A 9,124-nucleotide genomic window follows, 5' to 3' on the forward strand; every position below is an offset into this window, starting at 1 on the left:
CCCCCACCCGCACTCGCACCCGTACCGCACACCCCCTGGGAGGAAGGGCGATGACCAACCGGATGCTCCTGCGCTCGGGCCACGTCGTGACGATGGACCCGGCGCTCGGGGACCTGCCCCAGGGCGACGTCCTCATCGAGGACGGGAAGATCACGGCGGTCGAGCAGCGCATCGACGCCGACGTGGACGCCGAGGTCCTCGACATGACCGGGAGGATCGTGATCCCCGGCTTCGTCGACACCCACCGCCACACCTGGGAGACGTCCATCCGCGGCTGTGCTCCCAACGCCACGCTGGACGACTACTTCGTCGACGTCCTCGACACGTTCGCGCCCGTCTACACCCCCGAGGACGTGTACGCGGCCAACCTCGCGGGCACCCTGGAGTGCCTCAGCGCGGGCATCACCACACTCGTCGACTGGTCCCACATCAACAACACGCCCGAACACCCCGACGCCGCTCTCCAGGCCCTCACCGAGACCGGCATCCGCGCCCAGTACGCCTACGGCAGCGCCAACACCTCGCTCTCCGACTACTGGTACGACAGCAAGATCGTGATGCCGGGCGACGACGTGCGCCGTATCCGCGACGAGTACTTCGCCTCCGACAGCGGCCTGCTGACCATGGCCCTGGCCACGCGAGGCCCCGGCTTCTGCACGAACGACGTCGTCACCGCCGAGTGGGGCCTCGCCCGCGAACTCGGCATCCCCATCACGGTGCACGTCGCGATGGGGCGGCTGGCCGGCCGCTTCGGCATGGTCAAGCAACTCCAGGGCCTCGGCCTGCTCGGCTCCGACACCACCTACGTCCACTGCTGCTACCTCAGCGAGGAGGAGTGGGGGATGGTCGCCGACAGCGGCGGCACGGTCTCCATCGCCGCCCAGGTGGAGACCCAGATGGGACACGGCTGGCCGCCCGTGATGAAGGCCATCGAGCACGGGCTGCGGCCTTCCTTGAGCATCGACGTCGTCACCACCGTGCCCGGAGACATGTTCACCCAGATCCGCGCCGCCTTCGGCGCCGAACGCGCCCGCGTCAACGCCGACTGCTGGCAGGCCAACCTGCCCGTCCCCCGCACTATGTTGACGGCACGTCAGATGCTGGAGATCGCCACGCTCAACGGCGCCCACGTGGCCGGTCTGGAGGACCGCACCGGCTCGCTCACCCCCGGCAAGCGGGCGGACGTGGTCGCCCTCGACGCCACCGCGCTCAACATGGCCCCGGTGTACGACGCGGCGGCCGCGGTCACCCTCAGCGCGGACGTGTACAACGTGGACACCGTCGTCGTCGACGGCGTGATCCACAAGCGCGACGGCCGACTGCTCGCCGACGCCGGCCGCGCCCGCCGCCTGGTCGAGGAGTCACGCGACCGGCTGGTGGCCGCCACGGAGCCGAGGAAGCAGCAGGCATGACCAACCACCTGGTACGGCGCGCCGCCGAGGCACCCCAACTCCCGTACGACAGCAGCGGTTTTCGGCGGTGGGCCGTCATCGGCGAGGAGGACGGCAGCGTCCACACCGGCTTCGGGCTGTGCGACCTGCGGCCCGACGGCGCGGTGGGCGCGCACGTCCACTCGTACGAGGAGAGCTTCCACATCCTCTCCGGGACCGTGGTCCTCGACGTGCCCGAGGGCTCGTTCCTCCTCGAAGAGGGCGACTACGGGCTGCTCCCGACGGGCGTGCCGCACGCCTGGCGCGGCGCCGGGGACACCGTCGCCCGCTGGGCCGACATGCTCGCGCCGGTACCACGGGCCCGCTACGGATACGACACCCAGGCGGTGCCCGCGCTGCCGGAGCGCGAGCCGCTGCGGATCGACGTACGCGACCCGCGCACCCGCTCCTACGGCCACTTCGAGCCCGCGCAGATGGACCCCGGGAAACAGTCCCAGGACCTCCTCGCCGTGTCGGCGAGCATGCGCACCGCGCTCCTCGTCTACAGCGGGATCACGGTGAAGATGATGGTGGACAGTGACCTGGGGGCGGTGGCCTCGACCATGTTCATGGTGCGGTACGCGCCCGACGGGGTCGCGGGCACGCACGACCATCCCTTCGAGGAGACGTATTTGATCCTCGAAGGAGCCGTGAACGCCACCTTCGACGGCGAGAGTTACCTGCTGGGGCCTGGGGACACGGCCTGGGCGGGCGCCGGTTGCGTGCACGGCTTCTCCAACGCCGGTGACACGCCGGTGCGCTGGCTGGAGACGCAGGCGCCGCAGCCGCCGTCGCGGCACTCCTACCGGTTCACCAGGGACTGGGACTACTTGCGGGAGACGCTGGGGAACCGGAACCTGGGGATGTCGGAAGCGGAGCCGGGTACCCCGGAGGGGAACTCATGAGCTGCGTGGTCGTCATCGGCGGTACATCCGGGATCGGCCGGGAGATCGCCCGGCACCGTGCCGGGCGCGGTGACGAGGTCGTGCTCACCGGGCGCGACACGCACCGGGCCGACACCGTCGCCAAGGAGGTCGGCGCGGCCCTGGGCCTCGGCCTCGACCTGTCCAGACCGCGCGACATAGCCGGAGCGCTCACGGACGTGGGCCGCGTCGACCATCTGGTCCTCGTCGGGATCTCCCGCGACGACAACCGCGTCACCGAGTACGACATCGACGCGGCCATCCACCTCGTCACCCTCAAGCTGGTCGGCTACACGGAGGTCGTGCACGCGCTCCAGCCACGGCTGCACGACGACAGCGCCATCGTGCTGTTCGGCGGCCAGGCGAAGGAGCGGCCGTACCCGGGCGCCACCACCGTGGCCACGGTCAACGCGGGCGTGACCGGCCTCGTGCACACCCTCGCCACCGAACTCGCCCCGATCCGCGTCAACGCCGTCCACCCGGGCGTCGTCGGCGACAGCCCCTTCTGGTCGGACAAGCCCCATGACGCCCTGATCGCCAGGACGCCGACGGGCCGGCTGGCCACCATGCGGGACGTGGTCGACTCGGTGGACTTCCGCCTCGGCAACCGCTCGGTCAACGCCGTGAATCTGAGCGTCGACGGTGGCTGGCTGCTTCGTTGACGAACAGGCCTGCCGGTGTCGATATGGAGCCGATTCGCGGGAGCACCGATGCGCAGGAGCGACGGCCTTCGCCCCGGTCATACGGCAACACCTCTGCTGCGCAGAGAAGTTGGCGCTGTCGGTCATGTCCGGCTGGGCGCGCGAGCAGTGTGTTATCCGTACCTGTCCAGGCGGGAGGCCCGTGCCGCACGGAGCAGCTCTGCGCGTTCCTCCTCGCACAGGCCGCCCCAGACGCCCGCCGTCTGCCCGCTGTTGAGAGCCCAGGACAGGCACTGGCTGATCACCGGGCAGCGGGAACAGACGCGCTTGGCGGCGGCGATGTCCCTGAGAGCCGGACCCGATGTGCCCACAGGGAAGAACAGATCGGGGTCCTCCCCCACGCAGGCCGCACTCCGCAACCACTCCATGCGGGCGCGGGTGCCCCGGAGAGATGGGTGAAAACACGGCATCCTGCAGGGAGATGTCGTGACGGTTCCCGTCCTGCCCGGGCGCACACCGGCATCCGCGCTGTCACTTCACAGAACGCACACACAGCCCCGCTAAACCTTTAAGTCTCAAGCGTTACGCTCACAGGAGTCGAGTGGCCGGAAGCGGCCCACCCGCAGTGCCACTCGTTCCCCCCACAGGCACAGGAGAACGGTGTGCACGACGGCGACGTAGTGGTGATCGGCGGCGGCTATGCGGGCGTCCGGCTGGCGAAACGGCTGGACGGCGCGGCGCGGGTCACGCTGGTGGACCGCAAGGAGGTCTTCTTCCACCGCATAGCCTCCCTGCGGGCGGGCGTGCACCGGGCGTGGACGTTGACCCCCTTCATTCCGTACGACCGGCTGCTCCGCAACGGCCGTGTGGCCGTGGGCAAGGCGGTCCGTATCGACACCACCGAGCGGCAGGTGGTGCTGGCCACCGGCGAGCGGCTCCCGTACGACGTGGTGGTGATCGCGACCGGTGCCGACTACCCCGAACCGGCCCGCTTCGTCGGCGGCACCAGCGAGGAGGCGGCCAAGTCGTTCGCCGGGCACCAGCGGAACATCGCGGGCGCCGCACACGTCCTGGTCGTCGGCGGCGGGCCCTCCGGTGTCGAGCTCGGCGCAGAGATCCGTCTGGCCCGGCCGGACGCCCGGGTCACGCTCGCCCACTCCGGTCCGGCCCTGCTCGACTCCACTGGCAGCGCGCGGGCCGGACGCAAGGCGCGTGCCTGGCTGGAGGCGCACGACGTGGAGGTGCGGCTCGACTCCTTCATGTCCCCCGGCAACGACTTCGGCACCTTCCGCGACAGCCGGGGCACCGTCATCGACGCCGACCTCTCCTTCTGGGCGACCGGCACCACCCCCAACACGCTCTGGCTGCGGCTGGCCGGGCACGGCGACTGGCTGAACGCGACCGGGCATGTGAAGGTCGACCGGACGCTCCGGGCGGGAGGGCGGCAGGACGTGTTCGCTGTCGGCGACGTGAACGACATCAGCGAGCTCAAGCTCACTCCCGTCGCGACCTCCCAGGCGGACCTCGCCGCCTGGAACATCCGTGCCTACCTGCAGAGTTCCGGCAAGCACCGGAAGGAGCCCCGCTCCTACCGGCCGGCCCACCGCACCCCGCTCATCGTGCCCTTCGGCCCGGCCGACGGCGTGACCATGGTGCCCGTGCCGGGCGGCGAGACCGCGGTCCTCGGCGGCCGCACCTCCACCCTCGCCAAGGCGAAGACCCTCATGACCCCCTACATGAGGCGCCAGCTCGGGTACACCGCGGCCTGACACACGGACTCGGCGAAAACCCCGCCGAAAACCCCGCCGAAAACCCCGGCGAAATCCCAGGCGAGGCGGTCGTGCTACAAGGTGGGGCCATGGAGACCGAGCCGATCACCCTGTCCACGCCGCGGCCCGTACGGCGGCCGACGCTCGTACAGGGCTGGCACGAACTGACCTTCCTGCACTGGCCGGTGGACCCCGACCGGGTGGCGGGGCTCCTGCCGCCCGGTACCCGCCCGGACACCCTCGACGGGGTCACCTACGTCGGCCTGGTCCCCTTCCTGATGCGCGACGTGGGCCTGGGGCCGGGCCCCGGCCTGCCGTACCTCGGAACGTTCTGCGAGACGAACGTACGGCTGTACTCGGTCGACGACCACGGACGGCGCGGCGTCGTGTTCCGCTCCCTCGACGCGGCCCGGCTCATCCCCGCCCTGGTGGGCCGGCTCGGCGTACGCCTTCCCTACACATGGTCGAGGATGCGACTGCGCCGCGAGCACGACGTGCTCACCTACACCAGCCGTCGACGACGGACCACGGGCCGCCGCCCGGGACCGACGAGCCGCACCGTGGTGAGGACAGGTGGGCCCATAGCGCGGCCCACGGCGCTGGAACGCTTCCTCACCGCCCGTTGGGGCCTGCACGTCCCCTGGCACGGCCACACGGTCCACCTGCCGAACGAGCACGAGCCATGGCCGCTGCACCGGGCCGAACTGCTCGACCTGGACGGGGACCTGCTCACCGCCGCCGGACTGCCGCCCATGACGGAGCCACCGGTCAGCGTGCTCTACTCGCCGGGCGTCACCGTCCGCTTCGGCACGCCCTCCGCCGTCGCCACCCATCGGTGACCGGCAGAAAGGCCCCCGGATTCAGCTCGCCACGACGCGATCCACGAACCCGGTCACGTCCGCCAGGACCTCGTCCTTGTTCGTCTCGTTGAACACCTCGTGCCGGGCACCCGGATAGACGCGCTCGGCCCAGTCGGAGCCCCGCAGATCCTCGATGCCCGTACGGCTCCCCGGCAGCGGCACGATCCGGTCGTCGTCGCCGTGCACCCACAGCAGGGGGAGCGGGCCGATGTCGCCGCTCTTGGAGATCGTCTCCAGGGTGCGGAGGATCGCCTCCAGCGTCGCCCGCTTGAACGGGCCGTGCCACACCAGCGGATCGGCCGCGTACACGGCACCGACCTCCGGGTCCCGGGACAGCAGGCCGGTGTCGATCGGCACGTCCGGCAGCTCGTCGTACGCGAGCAGCGTGCGGGGCAGCTCCCATGTGCCGAGCACCGGACCGGACAGGACGAGTGCGGCGAGCCCGGCACCGTACCGCTGGGCGTACCGCGCCGCGATGAGCCCGCCCATGGAGTGGCCGATCAGCACGACCGGCACTCCGGGGTACGTGGCCCGGGCCAGCTCCTCCACCGAGTGCAGGTCGGTGACCACGTCCTCGAAGTCCTCGATCAGCACCCTCTCGCCCGCCGACTTCCCGTGCCCCATGTGGTCGGGCCCGAACACTGCGGCACCGTGAGCGGTGAGCACGTCGGCGACGTACTCGTACCGGCCGATGTGCTCCCCGTAGCCGTGCACCAGCAGCGCCACGTACCGCGGCCGTTCGTGTGGCCACTCACGTGCGACGACGCTTCCCCTGGTCCCGGTGACGGTGTGTTCGCGCGCGTCGGCCATGTCTCCTCCAACTGCGTCGGTGAAGGTTCCCGGGCGATCTTCCCAGCCAGCCGGGCGGCGGTCCACGGGGCGTGGCGGGCCGGGCGGCCCGATTCCGACGCCGGGAAGGCCACCTGTCGAGACGGTCCTGTCGCGTCGAGATGGGTGGGCCTAGCATCGGTCCCCGCATGAACACGATGACGCTCTGGCACATATCCCTGCCCGAATTCGCCGCGCTTGCCTTCGCGGCCCTGCTCGTGGGCTTCTCGAAGACGGCCGTCAGCGGGGCCAACACGGTCAGCCTCGCGATCTTCGCGGCCGTCCTGCCCGCCCGGGCGTCGACCGGCGTCCTGCTGCCGATACTGATCGTCGGGGACGTCCTCGCCGTGCTGACCTACCGTCGGCACGCCCACTGGCCCACCCTCTGGCGGCTGTTCCCCGCCGTCGCCGCCGGTGTCGTCTTCGGCACGGTGTTCCTGATGTGGGCGGACGACGGGATCGTACGGACCTCGATCGGCGCGATCCTGCTGATGATGGCCGCGGTCACGGTGTGGCGCCGCCGCATCGCGGAGAAGGAGGACGACCCCGAAGCGGTGACCACGCGGGCGGGCCGCGTCAAGGCCCGCTCGTACGGCGTCCTCGGCGGCTTCACCACGATGGTCGCCAACGCGGGCGGCCCCGTGATGTCCATGTACCTGCTCTCGGCCGGTTTCCGGAAACTCGGCTTCCTGGGCACGTCCGCCTTCTTCTTCCTCATCGTCAACGTGTCCAAGGTGCCCTTCAGCGTCGGCCTCGGCCTCATCGACGGCCCCTCGCTCCTCCTCGACGCGGCCCTCGCCGCGTTCGTCCTGCCGGGAGCGCTCCTCGGCAGGTGGGCCGTGAACCGCATCAACCAGCGCCTCTTCGAGCAACTCGTCATCGCGGCAACGGTGGTGGGCGGAGTGCAGCTCCTGATCCGCTGACGGGCGGGGGCGATGCTGCCGTCCCGCCGGACCCTGTCGAGGGCGCGCGGGTTCTGCCCGCCGACGGAATCGTAGGCTCGACACCATGCCTCCGCGCCACCGCCTCCACCCGCCCGCCCGGAAGAGCCTCCACGTCCTCGTCCTGGGCGGCACCACCGAGGCGCGTGAACTCGCGGCGTCGCTTGCGACGCGCCTCGGCGTACGTGTGACCACGTCCCTCGCCGGGCGGGTGTCGCGTCCGGCGGCACAGGCCGGTGACGTACGGATCGGGGGGTTCGGCGGAGCGGAGGGCCTGGCGGCCTGGCTGCGCGAGCACGAGGCCGACGCGGTCGTGGACGCCACGCACCCCTTCGCCACCGCCATCACCGCGAACGCGGCGCGCGCCGCGGCGGCGACCGGCGTCCCGGCCGTCGTCCTGCGCCGCCCCGGCTGGCGCCCCGGCCCCGGCGACCGCTGGCACTCGGCGGACTCCCTCCCCGAGGCTGCCACGCTCCTGCCGTCCCTCGGCCGCCGCGTCTTCCTCACCACCGGCCGTTTGGGCCTCGCGGCTTTCGCCGACCTGGCCCAGACGTATTTCCTCGTACGGTCCGTGGAAGCCCCCGAGCTTCCGCTTCCACGCCACACCGAGGTGCTGCTGGCGCGAGGCCCGTTCACGGTCGACGGCGAGAGTGCACTCCTGAGTGAGCACCGCATCGACGTCCTCGTCACCAAGGACAGCGGGGGAGAGGCCACGGCCGCGAAGCTCGTGGCCGCCCGCGATCTCGGGCTGCCGGTCGTCGTCGTACGGCGGCCACCACTGCCGCCGGGCGTGACCGCGGTACCGGGCATACCGCAGGCTCTGTCCTGGCTGGGCCTCAGCCGCCCTGCCCCCGCGGATGCCTGCGCAGCAGATACGTGTCCATGATCCAGCCCTTGCGCTCGCGGGCCTCGGCGCGGAGGCGCTCGATACGGGGGGCCGTGGAGGCGAGGGGGCCGGAGGCGAGGATCTCGTCCGGGGTGCCTATGTAGGCGCCCCAGTAGATGTCGATGTCCTCGTCTGCGTACTGCCGGAAGACCTGGTGGGCGTCGAGCATGACCACCACGTCGTCGACGTCCTCGGGGAACCCCTCGGCGAGCCGGCGCCCCGTGGTGATCTGGACGGGCCGGGCCACCCGGTTCAGCCCTGTGCGGTGCCGTGCCACCAGGGCGGACACGCTGCTGATACCGGGCACGACGTCGTACTCGAAGGTCACGGCACCACGGCCCAGGACCTCGTCCAGGATCCCGAGCGTGCTGTCGTACAACGCGGGATCGCCCCACACCAGGAACGCACCGCTCTCGTCCTCGCCCAACTCCTCGGCGATGAGCCGCTCGTAGATTCCGGCGCGGGCACTGCGCCAGTCACCGACGGCGGGGGAGTACGCGGCACCGCCGGCGCTGCGGTTCCGCTCCGGGTCGCGCGCCTCGACCAGCCGGTATGTCCCCTCCGGTATGTGCGCGTCGAGGATGTCACGGCGTAGCTGGACGAGGTCCGACTTCACCTCGCCCTTGTCCAGGATGAAGAACACGTCCGTGCTCCTCAGCGCCTTGACCGCCTGCAGGGTCAGTTGGTCGGGGTCGCCCGCCCCGATGCCGATGACATGAATCTTTCGCACACCCCGAGTCTGCCGTACCGCACTGACAGTCCCGCTCCAAGCCCCCGGCAACGGCCCTTGCGCCCACCTCCGACAGCACCTCCGACACCCCTACGCCGCCCCGCCCCCACGCAACC

10 protein-coding genes are annotated in these 9,124 nt (G+C 71.1%); 7 read left to right on the plus strand and 3 right to left on the minus strand.

Annotated elements, in window-relative coordinates:
• Positions 1-50: 50 nt before the first annotated feature.
• From FPZ41_RS41855 to FPZ41_RS41865, 3 genes are read left to right on the plus strand one after another with little or no spacing between them, the layout of a single operon-like run.
• Positions 51-1,412 (plus strand): amidohydrolase family protein, encoded by a 1,362-nt coding sequence (locus FPZ41_RS41855; RefSeq protein WP_152869543.1) that lies wholly within the window; start codon positions 51-53, stop codon positions 1,410-1,412.
• Positions 1,409-2,335 (plus strand): cupin domain-containing protein, encoded by a 927-nt coding sequence (locus tag FPZ41_RS41860; RefSeq protein WP_152869545.1) that lies wholly within the window; start codon positions 1,409-1,411, stop codon positions 2,333-2,335. Before FPZ41_RS41855 ends, FPZ41_RS41860 begins: the two co-directional genes overlap by 4 nt.
• Entirely contained in the window at positions 2,332-3,015 is a 684-nt protein-coding gene (locus tag FPZ41_RS41865; protein ID WP_152869547.1) for an SDR family NAD(P)-dependent oxidoreductase, read from the plus strand. The genes FPZ41_RS41860 and FPZ41_RS41865 overlap by 4 nt, the downstream gene beginning before the upstream one ends.
• 152 nt (positions 3,016-3,167) lie before the next feature.
• Here the strand turns inward: FPZ41_RS41865 and FPZ41_RS41870 are convergent, their stop codons facing one another.
• Entirely contained in the window at positions 3,168-3,422 is a 255-nt protein-coding gene (locus FPZ41_RS41870) for a WhiB family transcriptional regulator (RefSeq protein WP_152869549.1), read from the minus strand.
• A 234-nt stretch (positions 3,423-3,656) separates the two neighbouring features.
• On the opposite strand from FPZ41_RS41870, the gene FPZ41_RS41875 reads away from it, so the two are divergent.
• Together FPZ41_RS41875 and FPZ41_RS41880 are read left to right on the plus strand one after the other, a co-directional pair.
• Entirely contained in the window at positions 3,657-4,763 is a 1,107-nt protein-coding gene (locus FPZ41_RS41875; RefSeq protein ID WP_322621415.1) for an NAD(P)/FAD-dependent oxidoreductase, read from the plus strand.
• 89 nt (positions 4,764-4,852) lie between these two features.
• On the plus strand, positions 4,853-5,602 hold the full coding sequence (locus FPZ41_RS41880) for a YqjF family protein (protein ID WP_152869551.1): 750 nt from the start codon (positions 4,853-4,855) through the stop codon (positions 5,600-5,602).
• Positions 5,603-5,623: 21 nt separating this feature from the next.
• On the opposite strand, the gene FPZ41_RS41885 is transcribed toward FPZ41_RS41880, so the two are convergent.
• Positions 5,624-6,433 (minus strand): alpha/beta hydrolase, encoded by an 810-nt coding sequence (locus FPZ41_RS41885; RefSeq protein WP_152869553.1) that lies wholly within the window; start codon positions 6,431-6,433, stop codon positions 5,624-5,626.
• A 167-nt stretch (positions 6,434-6,600) separates the two neighbouring features.
• Here FPZ41_RS41885 and FPZ41_RS41890 point away from each other — a divergent pair, with 167 nt between their 5' ends.
• Positions 6,601-7,374 carry a sulfite exporter TauE/SafE family protein gene (locus FPZ41_RS41890; RefSeq protein ID WP_152869555.1) on the plus strand — a complete coding sequence of 258 codons (774 nt, stop codon included), beginning with the start codon at positions 6,601-6,603 and terminating at the stop codon, positions 7,372-7,374.
• Positions 7,375-7,459: 85 nt separating this feature from the next.
• The gene (locus tag FPZ41_RS41895) at positions 7,460-8,278 is read left to right on the plus strand and encodes a cobalt-precorrin-6A reductase (protein WP_152869557.1); all 819 of its coding nucleotides are present in this window, start codon (positions 7,460-7,462) and stop codon (positions 8,276-8,278) included.
• On the opposite strand, the gene cobF is transcribed toward FPZ41_RS41895, so the two are convergent.
• On the minus strand, positions 8,229-9,008 hold the full coding sequence (cobF, locus tag FPZ41_RS41900; RefSeq protein WP_322621416.1) for a precorrin-6A synthase (deacetylating): 780 nt from the start codon (positions 9,006-9,008) through the stop codon (positions 8,229-8,231). The two genes, FPZ41_RS41895 and cobF, sit on opposite strands and share 50 nt — an antisense overlap.
• Positions 9,009-9,124 lie beyond the last annotated feature (116 nt).

It is taken from the genome of Streptomyces acidicola, from assembly GCF_009377235.1.
GTDB lineage: Bacteria > Actinomycetota > Actinomycetes > Streptomycetales > Streptomycetaceae > Streptomyces > Streptomyces acidicola.